This window comes from Azospirillum lipoferum 4B, from assembly GCF_000283655.1.
In the GTDB taxonomy this organism is placed as follows: Bacteria; Pseudomonadota; Alphaproteobacteria; order Azospirillales; family Azospirillaceae; genus Azospirillum; species Azospirillum lipoferum_C.
In genome coordinates this window covers 1,171,585-1,195,722 of the sequence record NC_016622.1, presented here as the reverse complement: position 1 = coordinate 1,195,722, position 24,138 = coordinate 1,171,585, and the positions used below count along the sequence as shown (strand labels likewise).

The window sequence follows — 24,138 nt, the reverse complement described above, 5'->3', positions numbered from 1 at the left end:
AGAATTTCCCATGGCAACCCGCCACGAAGACAGCCCGGAACACAAGAAGGCCCACGATCTGGCCGAGCAGGCCCTGGACAAGGCCGCCGACGGCGACGCCCGCAAGGCCCGCGACCTGATCGAGGAAGCCAAGAGCATCGATCCCAAGATCGGCGAGGAAATGTCCCGCGAGGCCGCCGAGGATCAGAAGAAGGCCGACAAGTACGTGGACAAGACCGACAAGTGACGCTGTGGGGGGGTCCCTCTCCCGCCCCGGGAGAGGGAGGGGACCCGCGCCGAAGGCGTGGGGAGGGTGAGGGGTGATCCAAGGACCCGGCACTTGGTTGCTTGAATTACCCCTCACCCTTCCCGCTTCGCGGGCCCCTTCCCTCTCCCGGGACGGGAGAGGGCGTGTTTACTCCGCCGCCAGAGCCTCCGCCACGACCGGCGGGGTCCAGCGCAGGACCGGCTTGCGGGCCGCCGCGGTCTCGTCGAGGCGACGGCGCGGGGTCAGGCGCGGAGCGGCCTGGAAGTAAGCCACGTCGCCCGACTTCGCCCGCTCGGCCAGCGCGCGCAGAGCGTCGACGAACTGGTCGAGGCTGGCCTTGCTTTCCGTCTCGGTCGGCTCGATCAGCAGGGCACCGTGGACGACCAGCGGGAAATACATGGTCATCGGGTGGAAGCCCTCGTCGATCAGCGCCTTCGCCATGTCGAGCGTGGTGACCCCCGTCCCCTTCAGGAAACGGTCGTCGAACAGGCACTCGTGCATGCACGGCCCTTCGAAGGAGGCGGTCATCACGTCCTCCAGCCGCGCCATGACGTAGTTGGCGTTCAGCACCGCGTCACCCGACGCCTGCCACAGCCCGTCGGCGCCATGGCTGAGCATGTAGGACAGGGCGCGGACGAACATGCCCATCTGGCCGTGGAAGGCCTTCATGCGGCCGAAGGCCAGCCCGTCGCCGGCAGTCTCCACCAGCGCGAAGCCGTCCTTGCCATGCGTCACATAAGGCACCGGGATGTAGGGCGCCAGCGACTCCGCGAACACCACCGGCCCCGACCCCGGACCGCCGCCGCCATGCGGGGTGGAGAAGGTCTTGTGCAGGTTGATGTGCATGACGTCGATGCCGAGATCGGCCGGACGCACCCGCCCGACGATGGCGTTGAAGTTGGCGCCGTCGCAGTAGAAATAGCCGCCTGCCTCATGCACCGCCTCGGCGATGGCGACGATGTCGCGTTCGAACAGGCCGCAGGTGTTGGGGTTGGTCAGCATCAGGCCGGCCACGTCGGGGCCGAGCTTGGCCTTCAGCGCCTCCAGATCGACACGGCCGTCGGCGGTCGCCGGGATGGCGTCGACGCTGTAGCCGCAGGCGGCGGCGGTCGCCGGGTTGGTTCCGTGGGCGCTTTCCGGCACCAGGATCTTGGTGCGGCCGCTGTCGCCCTTGGCCTCATGCGCGGCGCGGATCGCCATGATGCCGCACATCTCGCCATGGGCACCGGCGGCGGGCGCCAGCGTCACGGCGGCCATGCCGGTCAGCGTCTTCAGCCAGTATGCCAGCTGGTCCATCAGTTCCAGCGCACCCTGCACCGTGCTGACCGGCTGCATCGGATGCACGTCGGAGAAGCCCGGCAGCCGCGCCATCTTCTCGTTCAGGCGCGGGTTGTGCTTCATCGTGCAGGAACCCAGCGGATAGAACCCGCTGTCGATGGCGTAGTTCTTCTGCGACAGCCGGGTGTAGTGGCGGACCACCTGCGGCTCGGCGAGGCCGGGCAGCCCGACCTTGGCGCGCGGCTTCACCGCCCCCAGGCGCGAGGCCACCTTCGGCACGTCCGGCAGGTCGACACCGGTGCGGCCGGCGCTGTCCTGTTCGAAGATCAGCGGTTCTTCGATCTGCAGGCCGCGGTTGCCGGTGACGGTGCCGGTCACGCCGTCGAAAGCGCCCGAGTTCGCAGGGATGGCCGACGGACGGCCCTGGTTGTTCATGCTCATGCCAGAACCTCACTCAGCGCAGCCGCGAAGGCGTCCATGTCGGCGTCGGTGTTGGTCTCGGTGACGGCGACCAGCAGCAGATTCTCCATTCCTTGGGCCATCTCGCCCGGATAGAGGCGCGACACCGGCACGCCGCCCAGGATGCGGCGCTTGGCCAGTTCCTCGACCACCGCGGCGGCGGGCTTCGGCAGCTTCACGGTGAACTCGTTGAAGAAGCCGTCGTTCAGCACCTCGACACCCGGAACCGCCGCCAGCTTGTCGGCCATCTGGACGGCCTTGGCGTGGTTCAGCTGGGCCAGCTGCGTGATCCCGGCCTCGCCCAGCAGGCTGACATGGATCGAGAAGGCCAGCGCGCACAGGCCGGAGTTGGTGCAGATGTTCGAGGTCGCCTTCTCGCGGCGGATGTGCTGCTCGCGGGTAGAGAGCGTCAGCACGAAGCCGCGGCGGCCGTCGGCGTCCACCGTCTCGCCGCACAGGCGGCCCGGCATCTGGCGGACATATTTGTCCTTCACCGCGAACAGCCCGACATAGGGACCGCCGAAGTTCAGCGCGTTGCCGAAGGACTGGCCTTCAGCCGCGACGATGTCGGCGCCCATGTCGCCCGGCGGGGTCAGCAGCCCGAGAGACAGCGCCTCCGTCACCACGACGATCAGCAGCGCGCCCTTGGCCTGGCAGGCGGCGGCGAGGTCGGTGTAGTCGCGGACATGGCCGAACACGTCGGGGTTCTGCACGACGACGCAGGACGTCTTGTCGTCGACCAGCGCCAGCAGATCCTCGCCGCCGGTCGGGGCGGCCGGCAGGGCGACAGCCTCGAACCCGATGAAGCGGGCGTCGGTGGTGGTCACGTCGCGGTAATGCGGGTGCAGACCGCCGGACAGGATCGCCTTCTTCCGCCGGGTGACGCGGTTGGCCATCATCACCGCCTCGGCGCAGGAGGTGGCGCCGTCATACATCGAGGCGTTGGCCACATCCATGCCGGTCAGCAGCGCGACCTGGGTCTGGAATTCGAACAGGACCTGCAGCGTGCCCTGGCTCACTTCCGGCTGGTACGGCGTGTAGGCGGTCAGGAATTCGCCGCGCTGGACCAGATGGTCGACGGTGGCCGGCACATGGTGGCGGTAGGCACCGGCACCGAGGAAGCTCGGCACGCTCCCCGCCGGCATATTCCTGGCCGCCATGGAACCCAGCAGCCGTTCGACCTCAAGCTCGCCCATGTGGTTGGGCAAGCCCCCGATCGGGCCGGCCAGCCGGGCCGACTTTGGAACATCGCGGAACAGGTCTTCGACCGATGTTGCGCGGACGGCCTCCAGCATGGACTGCCGGTCGGCCTCGGTCAGGGGCAGGTAACGCATGTTAGTGGGATTCCTCCACGAAGGCATTGTAGGCCGATTCGTCCATCAGACCATCGAGTTCGGAGGCGTCCTTCAACTGGATCTTGAAGAACCAGCCCTCACCCTCGGCGGCGCTGTTGACCATCGACGGGTCGTCAACCAGGGCCTGGTTGGCCTCGATGACGGTGCCGGAGACCGGGGCGTAGACGTCGCTGGCAGCCTTCACCGATTCGACGACGGCGGCTTCCTTGCCCTGCTCCAGCTCGCGGCCGGGCTCGGGCAGCTCGACGAACACCACGTCGCCCAGCTGGCTCTGGGCGAAATCGGTGACGCCGACGGTGGCGACGTCGCCGTCGACCTGAACCCACTCGTGGTCCTTGGTGAATTTCTTGGTCATCTGAAGGATTCCCTGTTCAACACGGTTGCTTGTGGTCGGGGATCCGAGGCGTCAGCCCCGGTAATAGCGTTGCGGCACGAAGGGCGTGGCGGCGACGCGGGCGGGCAGCGGCTTGCCGCGCACCACCAGCGTCAGCGGCGTGCCCACCGCGGAGTTCGCGATGTCGACATAGCCCATGGCGACCGGCGCACCGGCGGTCGGGCCGAAGCCGCCGCTGGTGATCTCGCCGATACGGGTGCCGTTGGCGTCCTGGATTTCCGTGTGCTCGCGGGCCGGCTGGCGGCCTTCCGGCTGGATGCCGACGCGGCGGCGCGTGGCGCCCTCGGTCAGTTGCCGGTGGATGATGTCGTAGCCGGGGAAACCGCCCTCGGCGCGGCGGCGCTTCGGCAGCGTCCATTCCAGCGCGCCTTCGACCGGCGTCGTGGTGGTGTCGATGTCGTGGCCGTAGAGGCAGAGCCCGGCCTCCAGCCGCAGCGAGTCGCGCGCACCCAGCCCGATCGCCTCGACTTCGGATTCCGCCAGCAGCGCGCGGGCGATCATCTCCGCATCGGCCTTGTCGCAGGAGATCTCGTAGCCATCCTCGCCGGTGTAGCCGGAGCGGGTCAGGATCACCGGCACACCCTTGAAGGTGGCGGACAGGTAGCTCATGAACTTCATGGTGGCGGCTTCCGGCACGAAGCGGGCCATCACCTCGGCCGCCATCGGACCCTGGAGCGCCATCAGCGCCAGATCGTCAAGCAGCTCCACCTCGGCCTTGCCGGCCAGTTTCTCGCGCAGATGGGCGACATCCTGCTCCTTGCAGGCGGCGTTCACCACCAGGAACAAATGGTCGCCGGCATTGGTCACCATCAGGTCGTCGAGGATGCCGCCCTGCTCGTTCAGGAACAGCGTGTAGCGCATGCGGCCCTGCGCCAGCCCCTTGATGTCGCCGGGGACCAGCGTTTCCAGGGCGGCGGCGGGATCGTCACCGGTCAGGCGGACCTGGCCCATGTGGGACACGTCGAACAGCCCGGCCTTCTCGCGGGTGTGCTGGTGCTCCTTCAGGATGCCCAGCGGATACTGCACCGGCATGTCATAGCCGGCGAAGGGCACCATGCGGGCGCCAAGCTCGACATGGAGCGCGTGCAGCGGAGTGGTCTTGAGAGCGGTTGCGGCCTCGGTCACGCGGGTCCTCCGACAGGGTTCTAGCGCCCACGCCGGGATCGGCGCAGGAAGCTGCCCCCTCTGTCTTGGACCTGAGAGATTCACCGCCGCCCGGTCGAGCCGGGCACCCGGTTTACTCCTTCGGTGAGTCGCGGCGACTGGGCGCCGAGGCTGCTTTCCAGAGTTGCCTTATCCCCTTGCGGTCCTTTTGCCTGAGAGTTTCCGGGGGCGGTTGCTCCTTCGGCGCCGCCCGCGAACCTGCCGATTTGCGACAAGCTCCCGGACGATCTCTCCCGCGAGGGATCATCGGCGTGATGGCGGCACACTGTCGCGAATAGACAGGTTTGTCAATTGGGGGGTTCGGCGACGGCGAGATGGTCGGTGCCCCATAGTACAGGTATTCTACAAGCAAAAAGCATCGAGCCTCTGTAATATTCGCAAAAAATCAGGGTCAATCTCGTCAACGTTAATTGCGTCAATTATCATAGATTCGGTGAGACTCACCTGTAATTGAGATTGAATTTTTTCATTTATTCTTGACAGCATTTCCTTTCCCGGCAGCATCAAAATCTTTTCACTGTATTTTTTCCAATCTCCGGAAAATAATTTTCCATGCCTTAGCAGTATTGAAGAACGATCAACGCCTGGCTCTCTCTTTTCAAAGTAATCTGTGTAGTGTTTAGCTCTATTGGCCCTCACGCTCTCTTCCATATCAGAGGAGATTTCTATAATGATAGAACGTAAAATTTTCTCGTCTAGAGATTCGGCCTCACCACCCCGTTGGGTCACGCGCTTTCGAATAGCTCTCAACAAAGCGTTCTCAATTAAGATATGATTTTCGATTTCTTTTCCCACCAAGACTTCACAGGATATTCCGCGCCCCTCAAGATCGTTGACAAATTCAGAAACCTCTTCTTTACAGCGATAGTCTCGATCAAATAAACAGAAGGCTTCGATTTCAAGTGATAAAACGTTGCGGAAGGCCCAGATTGCATCAGCGGCACGACGCCATTGCGAAAAGCCACCCAGCTGAATAATAGGCGTATTCTGCTCATCAGATAGATTAACTAACCCAATTTTCTTTGCCAGCTTTCTGATTAATTTTCCATCTTTACCCTCAACGAAAATAACCTTCTTTGATCGAGCTAATCGAGCAAAATCAGTATTCTCCGATGACCCAATATAGCGATGGAGCTTAATATAATCTTCATCTGTGCTTATTCGTTTTCCTGATCTATAATTCTTACTTATAGACACTATATCTGAAACATCTGCATCATTTATTATTTCGACAGAATGAGTAGCCATAATAAATTGCTCATATCGTTCCGAAATGGTCTTTAGCAACCTTTTTTGCAGATCTGGATGAAGATATATGTCAGGTTCATCAATGATGAGCGTCGCCCCAGGAAGCCCTCTGGTCAGATGGGTGAGTATTTGCAACCAGACCTGAAAACCAAATCCCGCACAACTAACTTCACGCTCAACTCTGTTTTCACTATAGTACATATCAACTATTCTGGGAATGGAGTTCCCAATTTCAGGTTTCGAAATAGAAATTCCTGGCCATGCATCAGATACATCTTTTCGGAATTGACTAAATTCTTCATCTCTTTTCCTATACCAAACGTTCCTAAGATGCCTACTGGAGGTGCGGGTGCCCTCATTTCTACGTATTGTTTCGTCTTCAACAAACCTTTCCTCCATTTCCAGCGGGGAAAGAGTTGGAACTATGACGAAATCAATTGCGCAAGCCTCTCTAAAACTCTTGCTCGTATGGGTCTTGAAGCCAGGGGCATCGATATAAAATGTGGCTCGCTTGCTGTGGTGAAGACGAATATATATATCCACTCCATTTGAGGTTCGAAATTCTAGGATAGCATCTTCGTCGCTATAATCTCGCGTTATATTCGCCAATTTTACTGGAATAGTTGTTTCAGGGAGGCGATAACCCCGGAAAACTCCATGGCCATACACATCAATAGCCTCTGGATTTTTTGTCTTTGCATAACGCAAGCATGCTTCAAGTATCCTGAAAGCATCTAACAAAGAAGATTTACCAGCGTTATTCGGGCCGACCAGAATATTTCCTTTTTTTAGCTTGACAGAGAAGCTCTGAAACTGGCGAAAATTTGTTACTTTCAGAAAGTTAATCATGGAAACATTCTCGGAATAGCTGCGGTTCGCATCATTGATGGCTTCACGCTCCTAACATTTTCAACACATGCACGTGAAGCCATCAATAATTTATCGCAGATTCTTACTTCTTCACCTGCGTCCGGTTGAACTCCAGCTGTTCCGGCGTCAGCTGGAAACCGAGATAGATCTTCCAGTCCTTGGCGTTGCCATCCTTGGGCAGCGGAATCTTCGGGGCCAGCTCTTCCCTGGTGCCGGCGCGCGGCTGGCCGGTGACGAAGGTCACGTCGGTGTCGAAATAGGCCTTCGACACCAGCGTGTCGTCCGGCTGGGCCAGCGCCACGAAATACTGGTACTTGGCGGTGTTGCCCTGCAGGGCCGGGCCGCGCTCGGCCACCAGGAAGACGTTCACGTTCACCGTGACGCCGCTGCTGGTGTATTCGCAGTTGCCGGTGTAGTCGACCAGCGCCGCGCGCGATTCCAGATCGGTCAGATCCTTGCCGCCGGGGCGGAAGACCGCGACCTCCTGGAGGTCGCGGACGATGTTGACCTTGGGGCAGGCCAGCGCCGCTTCCGCCGCGTCGTTCGGTCCAAGGCCCATGCCGGAACAGCCGGACAGCACCGCAACGGCCCCGGCGGCGAGCAGCGCAGGGCGGCTCTTACGCATCAGGGACGCCAGCGGGCTTTTCCGGGCGGGGGTTCCTAGTTTACGGTCGCGGCGGTCCATCGGTTCGGCCTGATCGGTTAACGGGCTGTTGGATCGCGACTTTAGTGTCCCAGCTTGACCGGCACAAGACCGCGCGGCGGTTCTATCCCTTGCGACGGTTCGGCACAGGGCCACCTTAGGGCACGTCTTCCACGCAAGGGCGGAACAGCGCATATGACCACCACCAATTCCCCGGCACTCCAGCCCTTGACGATCCTGCTGGCCGCACCGCGCGGCTTTTGCGCCGGCGTGGACCGGGCGATCCAGATCGTCGAGACCGCATTGGACCGCTTCGGGGCGCCGGTCTATGTCCGGCACGAGATCGTCCACAACCGATTCGTGGTCGAAAGCCTGGAAGCCAAGGGCGCCGTCTTCGTCGACGAACTGACCGAGGTGCCGGATGGCCGCCCGGTGGTGTTCTCCGCCCATGGCGTGCCGAAATCGGTGCCGCAGGCGGCGGAGGCGCGCGGCCTGTTCTATCTCGACGCCACCTGCCCGCTGGTCAGCAAGGTCCACCGCGAGGCCGAACGCCATTTCGAGGACGGTCGCCAGATCGTCCTGATCGGCCATGCCGGACATCCGGAGGTGATCGGCACCATGGGTCAGCTGCCCGACGGTGCCGTCGTGCTGGTGGAGACGGTGGCCGACGTGGCGACGCTGGAGGTCCGTGATCCTGAGAACCTCGCCTACGCCACCCAGACCACGCTGTCGGTGGATGAGACGACGGAGATCCTGGCCGCGCTCCAGGCCCGCTTCCCCGCCATCGCCGGTCCGAAGAAGGAGGACATCTGCTACGCCACCACCAACCGTCAGGCGGCGGTGAAGGCCATCGCGCCGAAGGTGGACGCGCTGCTGGTTCTCGGCGCGCCGAACTCCTCCAACTCCAAGCGGCTGGTGGAGGTGGCGAAGATCCACGGCTGCCCGGCCGCCCAGCTGGTCCAGCGCGCCGCCGAGATCGACTGGAACGCGCTGGCCGGTGTCTCCCGGCTCGGCATCACCGCCGGCGCGTCGGCACCGGAAGTGCTGGTGGAGGAAGTCATCGAGGCGGCACGCGCGCGATTCGACGTGACGGTGGAGGAACTGCGCACCGCGACCGAGAACATCGTCTTCAAGCTGCCGCGCGCGTTATCGGTGGAGCGGGAGACGGTTTGAGGGGAGAGGCGCCATTTTGGTTGTTGCCCCCTCCCCATCCCTCCCCCGCCTTCGGCGGTAGAGGGGGTAGGATGCTTGACAGGTGACGTTTACAAATATGCGGCGGAGTTCCCTCTCCCGCCAAAGGCGGGGGAGGGTTAGGGAGGGGGCATCAGCACCGATACCTCACCCCTCCGCGACCGCCAGCAACCCCTCCACATCCACCACACTCTCCAGCCGATCCGCGACCGCATCCAGCGCCCGCTCCACAGCCACCCCATAAGCCAGTTCGGACCCGCTGCCCATTCCCCGCAAATAGGCCGCACGGAAGCCGTCCGCGCCGAACAGCCCGTGCAGGTAGCAGCCGGCGACCCGGCCGTCCGCCGACTCCGCGCCGTCCGTCGCGCCATCGGCAAGCTCCAGCATCGACCGCGCCCGGTCCGGCCCGTCGGTGCGGCCCATGTGCATCTCGTACCCCGCCACCGCCGCGCCGGTGCGGCGCTCCCGCCCGCGGGCTTCCTCCAGCACCTTCGGACCCTTCAGCACCGTCTCGACATCCAGCAGACCGAGCCCGGCGGCCTCGCCCGGCTGGCCTTCGATGCCGTCGGGATCGGCGATGCGCCGCCCCAGCATTTGATAGCCGCCGCAGATCCCCAGCACCCGCCCCCCGCGCCGCCAATGGGCCAGCAGGTCGATGTCCCAGCCCTGCGCCCGCAGGAAGGCAAGGTCGGCAATCGTCGCCTTGGTGCCGGGCAGGATCACCAGATCGGCGTCTCCCGGCAGCGGCTGGCCCGGACGCACCATGGTCAGGGCGACGCCGGGCTCCTGCGCCAGCGGGTCGAAGTCGTCGAAATTGGCGATCCGCGACAGCATCGGCACCGCGATCCGCAATGCTCCGTCACCCGCAGCCCGTGGCCGGTCGAGCGCGACCGCATCCTCCGCCGGCAGGGTCGCCGCCTCCTTCAGCCAGGGCACCACGCCGAATCCGCGCCAGCCGGTGTGGCTTTCGATGATCCGCAGCCCTTCATCGAACAGGCGAACATCGCCGCGGAACTTGTTGATAAGAAAGCCCTTGATACGCTCCTGCTCAGATTTCGGTAGAAGTGCGTGGGTGCCGACCAGACTGGCGATCACGCCGCCGCGGTCGATGTCGCCGACCAGGAGAACCGGCACGTCGGCGGCGGTGGCAAAGCCCATGTTGGCGATGTCGCCGGCCCGCAGATTGACCTCGGCCGGGCTGCCGGCACCCTCCACCACCACGATGTCGGCCTCGGCCTTGAGCCGCTCGAAGCTGTCCAGGACGGTGCCCAGCAGTTCGCGCTTGCGCGCCTGATAGTCGGCGGCGCGTGCGGTGCCTACCACCACGCCGCGCACCACAATCTGGCTGCCGATGTCCGACTGCGGCTTCAGCAGCACCGGGTTCATGTGGACGCTGGGCGCCACGCCGCAGGCCCGCGCCTGGAGCGCCTGGGCGCGGCCGATCTCGCCGCCGTCCGCCGTCACCGCGGCGTTGTTGGACATGTTCTGCGGCTTGAACGGCCGGACGGTCAGCCCGCGCCGCACCAGCGCACGGCACAGTCCGGCCACCAGCAGAGACTTGCCGACGTCGGAGCCGGTGCCCTGCAGCATGATCGCGCGAGACTGCATAGCCTTCAACGGCATGGCCTTAGAACTCGATGCCGGCCTGGGCCTTCACCCCGGCCTCGAACGGGTGCTTGACCAGCGTCATCTCGGTGACGAGGTCGGCGGCGGCGATCAGATCCGGCTTGGCGTTGCGGCCGGTGATGCAGACATGCAGGTCCGGCCGGCGGGCGGCCAGCGTCGCCAGCACCTCCTCCAGCGGCAGATAATCCATGCGCAGCACGATGTTCAGCTCGTCCAGCACGATCAGGCGATAGCGCGGGTCGGCCATCAACTCCTTGGCCTTGGCCCAGGCGGCCTCGGCGGCGGCGATGTCGCGGGCGCGGTCCTGGGTATCCCAGGTGAAGCCCTCGCCCATCGTGTGGAAATCGACCAGATCCTCGAAGCGCTCCAGCGCCACCGTTTCGCCGGTGGACCAGGCGCCCTTGACGAACTGCACCATGCCCACCCGCATGCCATGGCCGACGGCCCGCATCATCAGGCCGAAGGCCGCGGTCGACTTGCCCTTGCCCTTGCCGGTGTGGACCATCAGCAGGCCCTTCTCCACCGTCTTGGAGGCGAGCGCCCGCTCCTGCAACGCCTTGCGCCGCTTCATCTTTTCGGCATGGCGGCGGTTCAGTTCGTCGGTATCGACCGTGTTGTCGGTCATGCGGGGGTTCCCTTCACGAACATCGGCAAACCGGCGACGGTCAGCACGACGCGCGGCGCAACGGCCGCAATGGATTGGTGCAGGCGGCCGGCATGGTCGCGGAAGCGGCGCGCCAGCGCATTGTCGGGAACGATGCCGAGCCCGACCTCGTTGGAAACCAGGACCACCCGGCCGGGCAGCGTCGGCAGAAGCTCCACCAGCGCCGCGGTCTCCGCCGCGATGTCGGCCTCCGCCATCATCAGGTTGGTCAGCCACAGGGTCAGGCAATCGACCAGCACGCCGGTGCCGTCGGCAGCGTGGCGGCGGAGCGCGCCGGTCAGGTCGCGCGGCTCCTCCACCGTCGTCCAGTCGGGGCCGCGGTCGTCGCGGTGCTTCGCCACCCGCTCCGCCATCTCCGCGTCCCAGATTTGCGAGGTGGCGATGTAGACACGCGGACCGACCAGCGCAGTCACCAGCCCTTCGGCATAGCGGCTCTTGCCGGAGCGGGCGCCGCCGAGAACCAGGGTCAGGTCCGCATTCATTCCCCCTGCAGTCATTCCCAGGGCGTCCCGTCGCGGTGGCGATAGGCGCCGTCGCGCCAGACCATGTCCTCGTCGGAATAGCTGACCTCGTCGCCGCCGCTGCGGTCGCCGACCTCCAGGTAGCTGGCCGGCCGGCTGCTGCGGTTGATCAGGCGGTGGCCGTCGGCGACGCCATGCGGGAAACCGGCGCACATGCCGGCGGTCAGCAGGGTCTCGCCCGCGTCGGTGACCAGGGTCAGCTCGCCGTCCACCACAAAGACGAATTCGTCCTGGCGGCTGTGCCAGTGGCGCAGGGCGGATGACGCACCGGGAGCCAGCCGGGTCAGGTTGACGCCGAAATTGGTCAGCCCCAGCGGATCGCCCAGCGCAACCCGGTGCCGCCCGGCCACCTGCGCCCGGAAGGGCTGCGGATAGTCGGTGGCGCCGGTGTCGGCGGTCAGGGCGGCAGGATCGATGACCGGCGGATTCGACACGGGCGGTCTCCGGATTGGCTTTGCGGGTCCGGACTGTCGCAAACCGAACCGGCGCCGTCAAACTGTGCAAGTCCCCAGACGGATCGGGGCTGCGGATCGGGGCTGCGGATCAGGGTTGAGGGGGCCGCGGCTGGACAGGCACCCTCTGGCCCGCCATGCTTGTTGCAACGCAAAATCAGGAACCGCGATCCGATGTCCAGCCTGGAAATCATCAGCCGCCGTCCCGCCGGTACGCCGAAGGCGCCGCCGCTCCTGTTCGTTCACGGTGCCTTCAGCGGCGCCTGGATCTGGGATGCCAAGTTCCTGCCCTGGTTCGCCGCGCGCGGGTGGGAGGCGCATGCCGTCTCCCTGCGCGGCCATGGCAACAGCGAGGGGCGCGACCGTCTGCATGAGTTCGGCATCGCCGATTATGTGGACGACGTGCTGCAGGCGGCGGACGGCCTGTCGTCGCCGCCGGTGCTGATCGGCCATTCCATGGGCGGCATGGTGGTGCAGCGCGCGTTGGCCAAGCGCCGCTTTGCCGGCGGCGTGCTGATGGCGTCAGCCCCGCCCTATGGCCTGTGGTCCTCCACCATGGGGTTGGCCTGGAGGTCGCCTTATGTGTTCCAGCAGATGGCGATGCTGACCACCTTCGGCGAGAAGGCCATCGATCCGGACGCAATCCGCCGGGCGATGTTCTCCGACAAGATGCCGCGCGATGAGGCCGCCAGGTACGAGGCCTTTCTGCAGGAGGAATCGCGCCGGGTCCTGCTGGACATCGGCGGCTGGATCCCCTTCCCCGTGCTGCCGCCGCGCGACACGCCGGTGATGGTGATGGGTGCGGAGGAGGATCTGCTGTTCCCGCGCGCGGAAGTGATCGCAACCGCGATGGCGCTGAACACCCATCCGGTCTTCATGCCGGGGATGGGGCACGCAATGATGCTGGAACAGGACTGGCAGTCGGCCGCCGAGCGGGTCGAGCAATGGGTCTCGGCGGAGGCGATGGCGGAGGTGGGTTGAGGGGGCGAATGCGCCCCCTCGCTACCGTCACGCGGTCGTCGGGTTCGGCATGCCCGGCATCGGTTCGTCGGCCGGCGGCGGGACTTCCGGCAGGATGCCGGGGTTGTCGGGCACCGGATAGGGGTCGGGCGTGGTCGGGCGGTCGGGCTGCGGCGGGTTCGGGTTGGACGGCGGCGGAATCTCGCCGGGGGTGGACGGCTTCTGCGGTTCGCTCATTCGAAACACTCCTGGGGCGGGAATCGTCTTCGGATAACGCCTCAATCGGCGGTTCGTTCGATCGCCCGGCCGCCGGACTGCACGTCCTGTCCGGCGCCTTCCACCGTGTTGCAACCGGTCAGCATGGCTGCCAGCGCCATCAGGAAGGTCAGGATCACCACTTCACGCGCGGGGAACGGGATGGCGCGGGCAGTGGCGCGCTGCCGGCGGTTCTTGGCGTGGTGCATGGCGTCTCTCCGGTGTGAAGGGGGGATGAGTGGCTGTCCGGGCGTCGTTCGTCTCTGTTTCTGACAACGGGGCGGCGGCGGCTTGGTTCCGCAACTGCCCCTCCGGCCATGCAGGGAACGCAACGGTCCTTTCGAGGCGCCCGAAAGTCTTGACGCGGTACGTCCACCGGGCAAGATGACCGGCTTTTGCGCAGCCTGCCCGCTTTCCGGCCAGCCGGTACGGTCCGGCGGCGCGGCGAAGGCCGCATCCCCCAATGCCGACACAGGTCCCGTCATGAGCACCGCCACCCTGCCCACGCCCGAGCCGTTGCGCGCGCGCCTCGCCGCCCATATCGGCGAGCTGCTGCGGCTGGCGGCGCCGGTCATCGTCTCCCGCGCCGGGCTGATGGTGATGATGGCGGTCGACACTGCCATCGTCGGCCGCTATTCGGCGCAGGAGCTGGCCTATTACGGGCTGGCCCATCTGCCGGGCAACATCATGGTCGGCACCGGCGTCGGGCTGCTGATGGGCACGGTGATGATCGCCGCCCACGCCTTCGGCGCCGGCAACGATGCGGAGTGCGGGCGGGCATGGCGCCGGTCCATTCCCTACGCGCTGCTGCTGGGCGTGCTGTTCGCTCTGGTCTCGCTGCCGGGGGATCCGCTGTTCCAGGCGGGCGGCCAGACGCCGGACATGGCGGCGGGCGGCGCCCATGTGCTGGCGGTGCTGGGGCTCGGCGCACCCGGCATGATGCTGTACATCACCACCGGCTTCTTCCTGGAGGGCATCAAGCGGCCGCTGCCGGGCATGGTCGCCATGGTGATCGGCAACATCGTCAACGCCGCGCTGGCCTGGGCGCTTGTCTGGGGGCATGTCGGGCTGGAGCCGCTGGGCGCAGTCGGGTCGGCCTGGGCGACCACCATCGTGCGCTGGGGCATGGGGTTGGGGCTGGTCGCCTATGTCTGGTGGATGCGCGACCATGACCGCTGGCAGGTCCGCCTGCCGGTGTCGGACTGGTGGAGCGGTGCTGCGCGCCAGCGCCATCTCGGCTATGCCGCCGGGCTCAGCATTGGGGTGGAAAGCGGCGCCTTCGCCGCACTCGGCCTGTTCGCCGGCATGATCTCTCCGCTGGCGCTGGCCGCCTACACGGTGGGCCTGAACCTGACCGCCCTGCCCTTCATGGCGGCGGTCGGGCTGGCATCGGCGACGGCGGTGCGGGTGGGCGTGGCCTTTGGCCGCGGCGACCGCAGCGACATGGCGCTGGCGGGCTGGACCGGGCTGGGCGTCACCAGCGCCATCCTGGCCTGCGTCGGCATCCTCTACCGCAGCCTGCCCGAGGCGCTGGGCGCCATCTACACCAACGATCCGGAGCTGCTGGAGGCGGTGGTGCCGCTGATCGCCTTCGCCGCCTGGATCCTGATCGCCGACGGCGGCCAGACGGTGATGGCGAACGCACTGCGCGGCCGGCATGACGCCTGGGTCCCGACCGCGCTGCATTTCTTCTCCTACGCGGTGGTGATGATTCCGGTGTCGGCCTTCCTGGTTTTCGGTCTCGGCCACGGCGCCCATGGGCTTTTCGAGGGAATCCTGATCGCCAGCCTGGTGTCCGTGACGATCCTCTCACTGCGATTCGCGCGTCTGAGCCGGCGCTGAACCGGCTTTCCGGCCCCGAATCATTGTGTGCAATTGCGAGAGTTGCTATATTTCCTGGGCAAAACTTTCGGCCCGCAAGGCCAGTGACTGCCGCGGATCCGCAAGCGGCGGCACCTTGGAAAAATGAGTGTCCGCTTGAGCAACACGCCCCTTCCTCCCGCCTCCGACATCGCGCCGATCAACATCGAAGACGAGATGCGGAAATCGTATCTCGACTACGCGATGAGCGTGATCGTGAGCCGTGCCCTGCCCGACGTCCGCGACGGGCTGAAGCCGGTGCACCGGCGCATCCTCTATGCGATGAAGGAGGGCGGGTACGATTCGACCAAGCCCTATAAGAAGTCGGCGCGCATCGTCGGCGACGTGATGGGTAAATACCACCCGCACGGCGACAGCGCGATCTACGACGCCATGGTCCGCATGGCGCAGGACTTCTCCATGCGCCTGCCGCTGATCGACGGACAGGGCAATTTCGGTTCGATGGACGGCGACCCGCCGGCGGCCATGCGCTACACCGAGGCGCGGCTTGCCAAGGCGGCGGAAGCGCTGCTGGACGACATCGACAAGGACACCATCGACTTCCAGGCCAGCTACGACGATTCGGGCCGCGAGCCCACCGTCGTCCCGGCGCGCTTCCCGAACCTGCTGGTGAACGGCGCCGGCGGCATCGCCGTCGGCATGGCGACCAACATCCCGACCCACAATCTGGGCGAGGTGATCGACGCCTGCTGCGCCTATATCGACAATCCCGAAATCACGCTCGAAGAGCTGATGGAGCATGTACCCGGCCCCGATTTCCCGACGGGCGGCCTGATCCTGGGCCGGTCGGGCAGCCGGGCGGCGCTGCAGACCGGGCGCGGTTCGATCATCCTGCGTGCCAAGACCCATTTCGAGGAGGTGCGCAAGGACCGCACCGCCATCGTCGCGACCGAGATCCCCTATCAGGTCAACAAGGCCAAGCTGATGGAACGCATCGGCGAGGTCGTGAACGACAAGATCATCGAGGGCATCTCCGATCTGCGTGACGAGTCCGACCGCGACGGCGTGCGCGTGGTGATCGAGCTGAAGCGAGACGCGGTTCCCGACGTGGTGCTGGCGCAGCTGTTCCGCCACACCCAGCTCCAGACCTCCTTCGGCGTCAACATGCTGGCGCTGAACGGCGGCCGTCCGGAGCTGATGCATCTCCAGCAGATCATCGCCGCCTTCATCCGCTTCCGCGAGCAGGTCATCACCCGCCGGACCGAGTTCCTGCTGGGCAAGGCCCGCGAGCGGGCGCACACCTTGGTCGGTCTGGCGGTCGCCGTCGCCAACCTGGACGCAATGATCGAGCTGATCCGCAGCGCCCCCGATCCGGTCTGGGCGCGCGAAGAAATGATGAACCGCGAATGGCCGGTTCACGACGTCGGTCCGCTGATCGAGCTGATCGACGAGCCCGGCCGCGGCGTCAGCGAACAGGGCACCTACCGCCTGTCGGAAGTCCAGGCCCGCGCCATCCTCGACCTGCGTCTGCACCGCCTGACCGGGCTGGAGCGCGACAAGATCGGCGCCGAGCTGACCGACGTCACCGACCAGATCGCCGATTTCCTCGCCACGCTCGCCAACCGGCCGAAGCTGATGGGGATCCTGCGCGACGAGCTGGTGGAGATGAAGGAGCGGTTCGGCAACCCGCGCCGCACCGAAATCCAGGATCTGGAGTTCGAGGCCGACATCGAGGACCTGATCCAGCGCGAGGACATGGTCGTCACCGTCAGCCAGTCCGGCTATGTGAAGCGGGTGCCGCTGTCGACCTACCGGGCGCAGAAGCGCGGCGGCAAGGGCCGCGCCGGCATGTCGATGAAGGCGGAGGACGCGGTCAGCGACCTGTTCGTCGCCAACACCCACACGCCGCTGCTGCTCTTCTCGAACCGCGGCATGGTCTACAAGCTGAAGGTCTACCGCCTGCCGCTGGGCAACCCGCAGGCGCGCGGCAAGGCCTTCGTCAACCTGCTGCCGCTGATCGACGGGGAAACCATCACCACCGTCCTGCCGTTGCCGGAGGACGAGGCCGTCTGGGCCGATCTGCACGTCGTCTTCGCCACGTCTAAGGGCAATGTGCGCCGCAACCGCATGTCGGACTTCGCCAACATCCGCTCCAACGGCCTGATCGCCATGAAGCTGGAAGAGGAAGGCGAGCGGCTGATCGGCGTCCACACCTGCTCGGAGGCCGACGACGTGCTGCTGGCGACCCGCGGCGGCAAGTGCATCCGCTTCCCGGTCGACGACGTGCGCGTCTTCGCCGGCCGCACCTCCACCGGTGTGCGCGGCATCAAGCTGGCCGACGGGGACGAGGTGGTGTCGCTGTCGATCCTGACCCATGTCGACGCCACGCCCGAGGAACGTGCCGCCTTCTTCAAGATGAAGCGCGACGAAGGGCTGGAGATGGAGGGCGAGGCCGCGCCGGAAGCCGATGAGGTGCCGGCGGACAGCGTCACCCTGACGCAGGAGCGGTACGAAGAACTGAAACAAAAGGAACAGTATATTCTGACCGTCTCCGACCGCGGCTATGGCAAGCGCAGCTCGTCCTACGAGTACCGCATCGCCGGTCGCGGGGGCCAGGGCATCTGGAACATGGAGATGGGCGAGCGCAACGGGTCCATCGTCGCCGCCTTCCCCGTCGAATCGAACCATCAGGTGATGATGGTGACCAACGGCGGCCAGGTGATCCGCATGCCGCTGCACGACGTGCGGGTGGCCGGCCGGAAGACGCTGGGTGTCACGCTGTTCCGCGTAGGGGCGGACGAGCGCGTGGTTTCCGTCGCCACCATCGCCGAGGAAGACGGCGAGAATGGTGTGGGCGAGAACGGCGCCGGGGAGACCGGTGTCGACACCGGCGTTGAGACTGGCGTTGAGACCGGCGGTGACGCCAACGGTTCGGACGGGTCGGTCGGCGATGCCGGCGGTACCGCCGGGCCGAACGAATAACGGACGGGCCTAAAGGGGAACTTATGGCGACCAGCCAGACCGAGACCAGCCAGGGTCGTCGAATCGGTGTCTATCCCGGCACCTTCGATCCGATCACCAACGGTCACATGGACATCATCCAGCGCGCCGCCCGTCAGGTCGACCACCTGATCATCGGCGTCGCCCGGAATGCCGGCAAAGGGCCGCTCTACTCCACGGACGAGCGGGTCGCCATGGTTCGCGAGGACGTGGCCGCGCTGAACGCCGGCGGGGCCAGCATCGAGGTGCGGGCGTTCGACAATCTGCTGATGCATTTCGCCATCGAGATGAACGCCAGAGTCATCATCCGCGGCCTGCGCGCCGTCTCGGACTTCGAATACGAGTTCCAGATGGCGGGCATGAACGCGCGGCTGAATCCGAAGGTCGAGACGATCTTCCTGATGTCGTCGGAGAAGCACCAGTTCATCTCCTCCCGCTTCGTGAAGGAGATCGGGCGTCTGGGCGGCGACATCCGCCACTTCGTCTCGCCCCGCGTCGCGGAACGGCTGGCCGAACGCTTCGCGTTCGAGGCCGGCAATGGCACGACCCCGACGACCAACCAGACCTGACCTTTCCGGTCATGTGCCGGCCATGGCCTTGAAGAGAAAATCCTGCATTTTCCATCAAGCCCATGGTTGACCTTTGGAGCGCGTCTTTCTATGGTGCGCCCACTTCCGGCGGGGGGCTGTTCGCCACCTTCGCGCTGGATGATCCGGTAGCTCAGTCGGTAGAGCACGTGACTTTTAATCATGTGGCCGTGGGTTCGAATCCCACCCGGATCACCAACCAATTCAAGGCTTTAGCCTTCCTCAAGGGGTCGCTTCGGCGGCCCCTTTTGCGTTCCGGGGAGCATTTGGGGCACGAAGCCGGGCGCTTGACCGGAACGCCGTGGCACAGCCACCGGCGAAGGGTCTGGGAGCGCCGTCGATGGGCTCCGAGGGTATTGTGGGCGGCGGCAGCCGAATGCTCCTAGCGGCTCTACGGGACGCATATGGCGGCTTGGGAACACGCCAGTCTGACGACATACCAGCCGGTAGCGTACGCTCCAGCCTCGATCCGCCATGGCTATCGCATTTGGGAACTCGAGTGACGGCGTTGCGTCCCCTCACCCCAACCCGCGGGTCGGCAAAACGCCGTTGGCGTTTGGCCGATCCCGCCCCGCAAGGGGAGAGGGGCTTTGCGTGCGAACGAACTCCAAATGCAATTGCCCTGCTCAACGATGGCGACAACGCAAAAAGCCCCGCCGGAGCGGGGCTTTTTCCTGTTCTGCATTGGCTTGCCGAGATGGCGACCCCAGCTGGATTCGAACCAGCGACCTGCCGCTTAGAAGGCGGCTGCTCTATCCAACTGAGCTATGGGGCCTTATCCCGGATCCCGCGTCGGCGGCCGCGATCAGAAGCGCGGGCGGTCGGTGCGGAAATTGTCGGCGTAGTTGCGCGGACGGACGCGGCGAACCGGGGCTTCCTGAACGGTGTAGTTCCAGCCCTCACGCTCCGCGAACGCGATGGCCTCTTCCTTGGTCTCGAAGGACAGGCGCACCTGGTTCAGCGTGTCGCCGGAGCTGGTCCAGCCCATCAGCGGCTCCGGACGGCGCGGCGTCTCGATCTCGTAATCCAGCATCCAACGGTGAGTCTTGGCCCGGCCGGACTGCATGGCCGTCTTGCTCGGCTGATAGATCCGGACATTCATGGCTCGCTCGTCTCCCCAAATGCTGCGGATGCGTCCTGGCGCTTACGGCTTGGACGCGGTTTTGTCCCTCGGCGATGGTCGGGGCGCCCGGATTCGAACCGGGGGCCTCCAGTACCCAAAACTGGCGCGCTGACCAGACTGCGCTACGCCCCGTCGCCGCGATGTGAGATACACGAACGCCACGCCCACGGCAAGCGAAGGGCGCATCGGTTTCGCGGTCTTTCTCCATCCCGCCTGCCGTGCCGGGCATCCGGTGCGGCGTTCGGTCGCTGACCATCAGCCCCTCAACAGATTTCCCCCTTCAACAGATTTTTGGACCCGTTCGTTGCCGTCGCTCACCCCCGCTCCATTCGCCGTCGCCCTCTTCCTGCCCGACCTGGGCGACCGGCCGGACCGGCAGGCGGCGGTCGAGCTCGCCCATCGCCTGCTGCGCGCCGGTGCGGCGGTGGATGTCGTGGCGCCGATGGGCGGCGGTCCTCTGCGCGCAACGCTCGATCCCGCCATCGGCCAGATCGACCTCGCCAAACGGCATGCCGCGACCTCCGTCCTGGCGCTGGCGCGGGTGGTGGCGGAACGACGGCCGGCGCTGCTCGCCGCACCGCGGGAGGCGGCATGGATCGCCCGCGCGGCGCTGTGGCTGACGCGCAGCGATGCGCGGATGGTGGGCTTGGCTGGCGATTCGGCTGCCGACTTCGCGGCTATTCGTGCCGCAGCGCCTCGATGGGATTGAGCAGCGCCGCCCGCCGGGCCGGGTAGAGGCCGAAGAAGACGCCGATCAGCCCGCTGACCACCACGGCCAGCACGACGGAGTCGATCCGGATCAGGGTCGGCCAGCCGGCAAGGGCGGCAACCCCCATGGCGGTCGCGATGCCCAGCGCCACCCCCACGGCGGCGCCGATCAGCGACAGGGTGGTCGATTCGATCAGGAACTGCACCAGGATGTCGCGCCGCCGCGCCCCGATGGCGAGCCGCAACCCGATCTCCCGCGTGCGTTCGGTCACCGACACCAGCATGATGTTCATGATGCCGATGCCGCCGACCAGCAGCGACACGGCGGCCACCGCCGCCAGCAGGAAGGACAGGGCGCGCGAGGAGGCATCGCGGGTCGCCGACACCTCCGACAGGTCGCGCATCCAGAAATCGTCGTCCTGGCCGGGGATCAGCCGGTGGCGCTGGCGCAGCAGGTCGCGGATCTGGGCCTGCGCCTCTGCCATGTCGGCGCCGTCCCGCATCTTCACCACCATGGTGTGGATGAAGCGCGGGTTGCTCTTCGCCATGCCCGGAATGTTGCGCTTGGCGGTGGACAGCGGCACGAAGATGACGTCGTCCTGGTCCTGCCCCTGGGTGTTCTGGCCCTTCTCCGCCAGCACGCCGACGACGGTCAGCGGCGTGGAGAAGACGCGGACCGGCTCGCCGATGGGATCGCCGCCACCGAACAGGTTGCGCACGACCGTCTGGCCCAGCACGACCACCTTGTTGGCCTGGGCGACATCCTCGTCCGACAATCCGCGGCCGGTCGCCACCGTCCAGTCGCGGGCGTCCATATAGTCGGGCGTGACGCCGAACAGCACCGTGCCCCAATTCTGGTTCCCGGCGACGATCTGCAACCCCCAGCGCACCGATGGCGCCGTCACCACCACGCCGGGGATCTCGCTCAGCACCGCCTGCGCATCGTCCTCCGTCAGGGTCGATGCGGTGCCGGCACCCAGCTTCACCCCGCTGCGGACGATGCTGCCCTGCCCAACCATGATCAGGTTGGTGCCGAGGCTGGCGATCTGGCGCAGAACCTGGTCCCGCGCACCGGCCCCGACCGCGACCATGGCGATCACCGCGGCGACGCCGATGACGATGCCGAGCATGGTCAGCGCGCTGCGCAGAGGATTGGCCCGCAGCGAATCGAGCGCCGCGCGCAGGGCGTCCCACGCGGTCATGCCGCCACCTCCGCATCCTGGCGCAGGTCGTCGATCAGCCGGCCGTCGCGGAACTGCAGGACACGGGCGGCGAAGCGCGCCACCTCCGCTTCGTGGGTCACCAGAACCACGGTGATGCCGCGGCGGTTCAGCCGCTGGAACAGGGCGATGATCTCCAGGCTGGTGGCGCTGTCGAGCGCCCCGGTCGGCTCGTCGGCCAGAAGCAGGAGCGGGTCGTTGACCAGGGCGCGGGCAATGGCGACCCGCTGCTGCTGACCGCCGGAAAGCTGGGTCGGCCGATGCCCTGCCCGCTCCCGCAAGCCGACCGCGTCGAGCGCGGCCAGTGCCCGCTCCGCCCGTTCGGCATGGCCGACGCCGGCATAGACCATCGGCAGCATGACGTTGGCGAGCGCCGTCTGCCGCGGCAGCAAGTTGAAGGACTGGAAAACGAAGCCGATGCTGCGGTTCCGCACCGACGCCAGCGCGTCGGAGGAGAGGCCGGCGACCTCCCGCCCGTCCAGGCGATAATGGCCGGCATCGGGACGGTCCAGACAGCCCAGCAGGTTCATGAAGGTGGATTTGCCGGATCCGGAGGGCCCCATCACGGCGACGAACTCGCCGCGGCCGATGGCGACGGTGACGTCGTCCAGCGCATGGACGGTCTGCGGTCCCATGCGATAGTGGCGGGAGAGATTCTCGACGGCGATCAGGGGCGGCGGAAGATCAGAAGCCAAGGCGCGGTCCCCGGCGGGTGTCGCGGTCGGGGGACAGGATGCCGGTGATGACCTCCTGCCCGGCGCGCAGATCGCCGGACACCACCTCCGTAAAGCTGCCGTCGCCGATGCCGAGCCGGACCGGCACGCCGACAGGACTGCCGTTGCCGGGGCCGGGAACCCAGACGGTGCGCGTAGCCTCCGCCGCCCGGCCGGGCTCCACCAGCGCATCGAAGCGGTCGCGCTGCGCAGGCTCCAGCAGTGCGGCCATCCTTTCCAGGGTCGCGGTGCGGATGGCGTTCGCTTCCGCCCGGCGGCGTTCGGGATCGCCCCCTTCGGCGTCCAGCGCGGTGAAGCGTTCGCGCGCCTCGGCGATCAGGGCGGCGATGTCGCGGCGCTTGCCCTCGTCCAGCTTCAGCCCATCCACCACCCGCTTGGCTGCGGCCTCCAGCGCCGCGGCTCCACGGCCCCCGTTCGGACCGCCGGTGGTGGGGGCCGGCGCCTCGCCCGCGATCTCGACGCCCGGCGGGCGGAAGCGCAGGGCGGCATTGGGCAGCTTCACCGCCGACGGGCGCTCGTCCACCGTGATGCGCAGATTGGCGGTCATGCCCGGCAGCAGCCGCAGTTCCGGATTCTCGACCGTGATGACGACGATGTAGGTGACGACGGTCAAATCCTCCTTCGGCGCCAGCCGCACCTGGGCCACCCGGCCGGTGAAGCTGTCGCCGGGGAAGGCGTTCACGGTGAAACGCACCGGCATGCCTTCGCGCACCCGGCCGATGTCGGCCTCGTCGATGTTGGCCAGCACCTCCATCTGCCGCAGATCCTGGGCGATGGTGAACAGGGTGGGTGCGGACAGGCTGGCCGCCACCGTCTGGCCGGTGCTGACCGCGCGGTTCACCACCACCCCGTCGATGGGGGAGCGGATGACGGACCGGTTCAGGTCGACGCGGACCAATTGCAGAGCGGCCTCGCGCTGGGCCACCTGGGCGCGGGCGACCTCCACCTGGGCTGCGGCGACGGCCAGCGAGGCTTGCGCGGAGGATTCCGCCGCCTCCGCCTGCCGCTTCTGGGCGCGGGCGGCGACCAGCTGGGCCTGGGCGCTGTGAGCGGCGGTCTCCGCCTTTTCGAGGTCGGCGGCGGCCACCACCCCGCGGCCCTGCAGGTCGCGCCGGCGCCGCAGGTCGCGTTCGGCATCGCGCAGGGCAAGGTCGGCGCGCAGGATCTGTGCATCGGCATTGGCGACGCTGGCCTTGGCACTGGCGAGGTCGGCGCGCGCCTTGTCCTGCAGGGCCTGCTGTTGGAGCAGGGACGCCCTGGCGGAATCGACGTCGGCGCCGGCTTGCGCCAACCGGGCGGCAAGCTGGTCGCCGTTCAGGCGGGCGAGGATCTGGCCGCTGGTGACGCGGCTGTTGAAGTCGGCATAGAGCTCCGCGATCTGACCGGAGAGCTGGGAACTGACCTCCACCGTCACCAGGGCGCTCATGGTTCCGGTGGCGGTGATCGCGCTGACCAGCGGCCCCTGCTCGACCCTTGCCAGCCGGTAGGCCGGCCCCGGCTCGGCACGCGCCAGCATGACATACGCGGAAAGGCCGGCCGCGGCGCTGAGCGCCACCCCGATCACGATCGCCGCCCGCCTGCCTGCGCCCCTCGCCATGCCTGCCCTCCGCGCCGTACT

General features: G+C 66.3%; 23 protein-coding genes, 3 tRNA genes and 1 riboswitch. Of the genes, 8 read left to right on the top strand and 18 right to left on the bottom strand.

Translation table 11 applies throughout. The features are described 5' to 3' along the window. Positions 1 to 10: 10 nt before the first annotated feature. Positions 11 to 226: a hypothetical protein gene (locus AZOLI_RS05450; protein WP_014247592.1), complete on the top strand. Its 216-nt coding sequence runs from the start codon at positions 11 to 13 to the stop codon at positions 224 to 226. A gap of 168 nt (positions 227 to 394) precedes the next feature. Here AZOLI_RS05450 and gcvPB read toward each other — a convergent pair whose 3' ends face one another. The 6 genes from gcvPB to AZOLI_RS05425 form a co-directional block, all read right to left on the bottom strand. Beyond that, positions 395 to 1,966 (bottom strand): aminomethyl-transferring glycine dehydrogenase subunit GcvPB, encoded by a 1,572-nt coding sequence (gene gcvPB / locus AZOLI_RS05445; RefSeq protein WP_014247591.1) that lies wholly within the window; start codon positions 1,964 to 1,966, stop codon positions 395 to 397. Beyond that, a complete protein-coding gene (gcvPA, locus tag AZOLI_RS05440; RefSeq protein WP_014247590.1) occupies positions 1,963 to 3,318 on the bottom strand; it encodes an aminomethyl-transferring glycine dehydrogenase subunit GcvPA in 1,356 nt (451 codons plus the stop codon). Before gcvPA ends, gcvPB begins: the two co-directional genes overlap by 4 nt. Position 3,319: 1 nt before the next feature. Then, positions 3,320 to 3,694 carry a glycine cleavage system protein GcvH gene (gcvH, locus tag AZOLI_RS05435; RefSeq protein ID WP_014247589.1) on the bottom strand — a complete coding sequence of 125 codons (375 nt, stop codon included), beginning with the start codon at positions 3,692 to 3,694 and terminating at the stop codon, positions 3,320 to 3,322. A 51-nt stretch (positions 3,695 to 3,745) separates the two neighbouring features. Beyond that, entirely contained in the window at positions 3,746 to 4,858 is a 1,113-nt protein-coding gene (gene gcvT, locus AZOLI_RS05430) for a glycine cleavage system aminomethyltransferase GcvT (protein WP_014247588.1), read from the bottom strand. Positions 4,859 to 5,027: 169 nt separating this feature from the next. Beyond that, a riboswitch (glycine riboswitch) is annotated at positions 5,028 to 5,143 on the bottom strand. A 96-nt stretch (positions 5,144 to 5,239) separates the two neighbouring features. Continuing rightward, positions 5,240 to 6,994: an ATP-dependent nuclease gene (locus AZOLI_RS31000; RefSeq protein WP_081505949.1), complete on the bottom strand. Its 1,755-nt coding sequence runs from the start codon at positions 6,992 to 6,994 to the stop codon at positions 5,240 to 5,242. A gap of 103 nt (positions 6,995 to 7,097) precedes the next feature. Continuing rightward, positions 7,098 to 7,640: a lipoprotein gene (locus AZOLI_RS05425; RefSeq protein WP_014247585.1), complete on the bottom strand. Its 543-nt coding sequence runs from the start codon at positions 7,638 to 7,640 to the stop codon at positions 7,098 to 7,100. 213 nt (positions 7,641 to 7,853) lie between these two features. On the opposite strand from AZOLI_RS05425, the gene ispH reads away from it, so the two are divergent. Then, positions 7,854 to 8,831, top strand: a complete 978-nt coding sequence (ispH, locus tag AZOLI_RS05420; protein WP_014247584.1) for a 4-hydroxy-3-methylbut-2-enyl diphosphate reductase — start codon at positions 7,854 to 7,856, stop codon at positions 8,829 to 8,831. Positions 8,832 to 8,996: 165 nt separating this feature from the next. On the opposite strand, the gene AZOLI_RS05415 is transcribed toward ispH, so the two are convergent. From AZOLI_RS05415 to AZOLI_RS05400, 4 genes are read right to left on the bottom strand one after another with little or no spacing between them, the layout of a single operon-like run. Next, a complete protein-coding gene (locus AZOLI_RS05415; protein ID WP_014247583.1) occupies positions 8,997 to 10,457 on the bottom strand; it encodes a cobyric acid synthase in 1,461 nt (486 codons plus the stop codon). Between the two features lie 19 nt (positions 10,458 to 10,476). Then, positions 10,477 to 11,100, bottom strand: coding sequence for a cob(I)yrinic acid a,c-diamide adenosyltransferase (cobO, locus tag AZOLI_RS05410; protein WP_014247582.1), 624 nt, complete (start codon positions 11,098 to 11,100; stop codon positions 10,477 to 10,479). Further along, on the bottom strand, positions 11,097 to 11,621 hold the full coding sequence (gene cobU, locus AZOLI_RS05405) for a bifunctional adenosylcobinamide kinase/adenosylcobinamide-phosphate guanylyltransferase (protein ID WP_014247581.1): 525 nt from the start codon (positions 11,619 to 11,621) through the stop codon (positions 11,097 to 11,099). Before cobU ends, cobO begins: the two co-directional genes overlap by 4 nt. 11 nt (positions 11,622 to 11,632) lie before the next feature. Next, a complete protein-coding gene (locus tag AZOLI_RS05400) occupies positions 11,633 to 12,094 on the bottom strand; it encodes a cupin domain-containing protein (RefSeq protein ID WP_014247580.1) in 462 nt (153 codons plus the stop codon). Positions 12,095 to 12,286: 192 nt separating this feature from the next. Between AZOLI_RS05400 and AZOLI_RS05395 the strand changes: the two genes are divergently transcribed. Beyond that, on the top strand, positions 12,287 to 13,093 hold the full coding sequence (locus tag AZOLI_RS05395) for an alpha/beta hydrolase (RefSeq protein WP_014247579.1): 807 nt from the start codon (positions 12,287 to 12,289) through the stop codon (positions 13,091 to 13,093). 27 nt (positions 13,094 to 13,120) lie between these two features. Here the strand turns inward: AZOLI_RS05395 and AZOLI_RS05390 are convergent, their stop codons facing one another. Beyond that, the gene (locus AZOLI_RS05390; RefSeq protein WP_014247578.1) at positions 13,121 to 13,309 is read right to left on the bottom strand and encodes a hypothetical protein; all 189 of its coding nucleotides are present in this window, start codon (positions 13,307 to 13,309) and stop codon (positions 13,121 to 13,123) included. A gap of 41 nt (positions 13,310 to 13,350) precedes the next feature. Further along, the gene (locus tag AZOLI_RS05385) at positions 13,351 to 13,536 is read right to left on the bottom strand and encodes an entericidin A/B family lipoprotein (RefSeq protein ID WP_014247577.1); all 186 of its coding nucleotides are present in this window, start codon (positions 13,534 to 13,536) and stop codon (positions 13,351 to 13,353) included. Positions 13,537 to 13,810: 274 nt separating this feature from the next. Between AZOLI_RS05385 and AZOLI_RS05380 the strand changes: the two genes are divergently transcribed. From AZOLI_RS05380 to AZOLI_RS05365, 4 genes are all read left to right on the top strand, one after another. Further along, the gene (locus tag AZOLI_RS05380) at positions 13,811 to 15,169 is read left to right on the top strand and encodes an MATE family efflux transporter (protein WP_014247576.1); all 1,359 of its coding nucleotides are present in this window, start codon (positions 13,811 to 13,813) and stop codon (positions 15,167 to 15,169) included. Between the two features lie 135 nt (positions 15,170 to 15,304). After that, on the top strand, positions 15,305 to 18,130 hold the full coding sequence (gene gyrA / locus AZOLI_RS05375) for a DNA gyrase subunit A (RefSeq protein WP_014247575.1): 2,826 nt from the start codon (positions 15,305 to 15,307) through the stop codon (positions 18,128 to 18,130). A gap of 23 nt (positions 18,131 to 18,153) precedes the next feature. Next, positions 18,154 to 18,717: a pantetheine-phosphate adenylyltransferase gene (gene coaD / locus AZOLI_RS05370; RefSeq protein ID WP_014247574.1), complete on the top strand. Its 564-nt coding sequence runs from the start codon at positions 18,154 to 18,156 to the stop codon at positions 18,715 to 18,717. Positions 18,718 to 18,857: 140 nt separating this feature from the next. Next, positions 18,858 to 18,933 (top strand) — tRNA-Lys (locus AZOLI_RS05365). Between the two features lie 500 nt (positions 18,934 to 19,433). Here AZOLI_RS05365 and AZOLI_RS05360 read toward each other — a convergent pair. The 3 genes from AZOLI_RS05360 to AZOLI_RS05350 form a co-directional block, all read right to left on the bottom strand. After that, positions 19,434 to 19,510, bottom strand: a tRNA-Arg gene (locus AZOLI_RS05360). Between the two features lie 30 nt (positions 19,511 to 19,540). After that, a complete protein-coding gene (locus AZOLI_RS05355) occupies positions 19,541 to 19,837 on the bottom strand; it encodes an ETC complex I subunit (RefSeq protein WP_014247573.1) in 297 nt (98 codons plus the stop codon). Between the two features lie 75 nt (positions 19,838 to 19,912). Further along, positions 19,913 to 19,990: transfer RNA gene (locus AZOLI_RS05350), tRNA-Pro, on the bottom strand. Positions 19,991 to 20,162: 172 nt separating this feature from the next. Here AZOLI_RS05350 and AZOLI_RS05345 point away from each other — a divergent pair. Further along, the gene (locus AZOLI_RS05345; protein WP_014247572.1) at positions 20,163 to 20,567 is read left to right on the top strand and encodes a hypothetical protein; all 405 of its coding nucleotides are present in this window, start codon (positions 20,163 to 20,165) and stop codon (positions 20,565 to 20,567) included. Here AZOLI_RS05345 and AZOLI_RS05340 read toward each other — a convergent pair. The 3 genes from AZOLI_RS05340 to AZOLI_RS05330 are packed head-to-tail and all read right to left on the bottom strand — an operon-like array spanning position 20,536 to position 24,117. Further along, positions 20,536 to 21,768, bottom strand: a complete 1,233-nt coding sequence (locus AZOLI_RS05340; RefSeq protein ID WP_014247571.1) for an ABC transporter permease — start codon at positions 21,766 to 21,768, stop codon at positions 20,536 to 20,538. The genes AZOLI_RS05345 and AZOLI_RS05340 overlap by 32 nt on opposite strands. Next, positions 21,765 to 22,481 carry an ABC transporter ATP-binding protein gene (locus AZOLI_RS05335; protein ID WP_014247570.1) on the bottom strand — a complete coding sequence of 239 codons (717 nt, stop codon included), beginning with the start codon at positions 22,479 to 22,481 and terminating at the stop codon, positions 21,765 to 21,767. The genes AZOLI_RS05340 and AZOLI_RS05335 overlap by 4 nt, the downstream gene beginning before the upstream one ends. Beyond that, positions 22,471 to 24,117 (bottom strand): efflux RND transporter periplasmic adaptor subunit, encoded by a 1,647-nt coding sequence (locus AZOLI_RS05330; protein ID WP_014247569.1) that lies wholly within the window; start codon positions 24,115 to 24,117, stop codon positions 22,471 to 22,473. The genes AZOLI_RS05335 and AZOLI_RS05330 overlap by 11 nt, the downstream gene beginning before the upstream one ends. Positions 24,118 to 24,138: the final 21 nt, after the last annotated feature.

Coding starts and splice junctions, on each gene's coding strand:
- AZOLI_RS05450 (WP_014247592.1), top strand. CDS start 11: ATGGCAACCCGCCACGAAGACAGCCCGGAACACAAGAAGGCCCACGAT.
- gcvPB (WP_014247591.1), bottom strand. CDS start 1,966: ATGAGCATGAACAACCAGGGCCGTCCGTCGGCCATCCCTGCGAACTCG.
- gcvPA (WP_014247590.1), bottom strand. CDS start 3,318: ATGCGTTACCTGCCCCTGACCGAGGCCGACCGGCAGTCCATGCTGGAG.
- gcvH (WP_014247589.1), bottom strand. CDS start 3,694: ATGACCAAGAAATTCACCAAGGACCACGAGTGGGTTCAGGTCGACGGC.
- AZOLI_RS31000 (WP_081505949.1), bottom strand. CDS start 6,994: ATGATTAACTTTCTGAAAGTAACAAATTTTCGCCAGTTTCAGAGCTTC.
- AZOLI_RS05425 (WP_014247585.1), bottom strand. CDS start 7,640: ATGCGTAAGAGCCGCCCTGCGCTGCTCGCCGCCGGGGCCGTTGCGGTG.
- ispH (WP_014247584.1), top strand. CDS start 7,854: ATGACCACCACCAATTCCCCGGCACTCCAGCCCTTGACGATCCTGCTG.
- AZOLI_RS05415 (WP_014247583.1), bottom strand. CDS start 10,457: ATGCAGTCTCGCGCGATCATGCTGCAGGGCACCGGCTCCGACGTCGGC.
- cobO (WP_014247582.1), bottom strand. CDS start 11,100: ATGACCGACAACACGGTCGATACCGACGAACTGAACCGCCGCCATGCC.
- cobU (WP_014247581.1), bottom strand. CDS start 11,621: ATGAATGCGGACCTGACCCTGGTTCTCGGCGGCGCCCGCTCCGGCAAG.
- AZOLI_RS05395 (WP_014247579.1), top strand. CDS start 12,287: ATGTCCAGCCTGGAAATCATCAGCCGCCGTCCCGCCGGTACGCCGAAG.
- AZOLI_RS05390 (WP_014247578.1), bottom strand. CDS start 13,309: ATGAGCGAACCGCAGAAGCCGTCCACCCCCGGCGAGATTCCGCCGCCG.
- AZOLI_RS05385 (WP_014247577.1), bottom strand. CDS start 13,536: ATGCACCACGCCAAGAACCGCCGGCAGCGCGCCACTGCCCGCGCCATC.
- AZOLI_RS05380 (WP_014247576.1), top strand. CDS start 13,811: ATGAGCACCGCCACCCTGCCCACGCCCGAGCCGTTGCGCGCGCGCCTC.
- coaD (WP_014247574.1), top strand. CDS start 18,154: ATGGCGACCAGCCAGACCGAGACCAGCCAGGGTCGTCGAATCGGTGTC.
- AZOLI_RS05355 (WP_014247573.1), bottom strand. CDS start 19,837: ATGAATGTCCGGATCTATCAGCCGAGCAAGACGGCCATGCAGTCCGGC.
- AZOLI_RS05340 (WP_014247571.1), bottom strand. CDS start 21,768: ATGACCGCGTGGGACGCCCTGCGCGCGGCGCTCGATTCGCTGCGGGCC.
- AZOLI_RS05330 (WP_014247569.1), bottom strand. CDS start 24,117: ATGGCGAGGGGCGCAGGCAGGCGGGCGGCGATCGTGATCGGGGTGGCG.